Below are 420 nucleotides of genomic sequence, written 5' to 3' on the forward strand. Positions count from 1 at the left end.
GGAATATTGGTCAATGGGCGAGAGCCTGAACCAGCCAAGTCGCGTGAAGGAAGAATGTCCTATGGATTGTAAACTTCTTTTGTAAGGGAATAAAAAAGAGTACGTGTACTCTATTGTATGTACTTTACGAATAAGGATCGGCTAACTCCGTGCCAGCAGCCGCGGTAATACGGAGGATCCAAGCGTTATCCGGATTTATTGGGTTTAAAGGGTGCGTAGGCGGACCCATAAGTCAGTGGTGAAAGTTTGCAGCTCAACTGTAAAATTGCCATTGAAACTGTGGGTCTTGAGTGTAAATGAGGTAGGCGGAATGTGTTGTGTAGCGGTGAAATGCTTAGATATAACACAGAACACCAATTGCGAAGGCAGCTTACTGGGATACAACTGACGCTGAGGCACGAAAGCGTGGGGATCAAACAG

The 420-nt window shown here is 46.0% G+C and carries 1 rRNA gene; it reads left to right on the forward strand.

The window, feature by feature from the left end:
- A 16S ribosomal RNA gene (locus tag J3L11_RS19040) occupies positions 1-420 on the forward strand; the annotation flags it as partial.

This window comes from Shewanella sp. 4t3-1-2LB (assembly GCF_017368415.1).
Taxonomy (GTDB): domain Bacteria; phylum Pseudomonadota; class Gammaproteobacteria; order Enterobacterales; family Shewanellaceae; genus Shewanella; species Shewanella fodinae.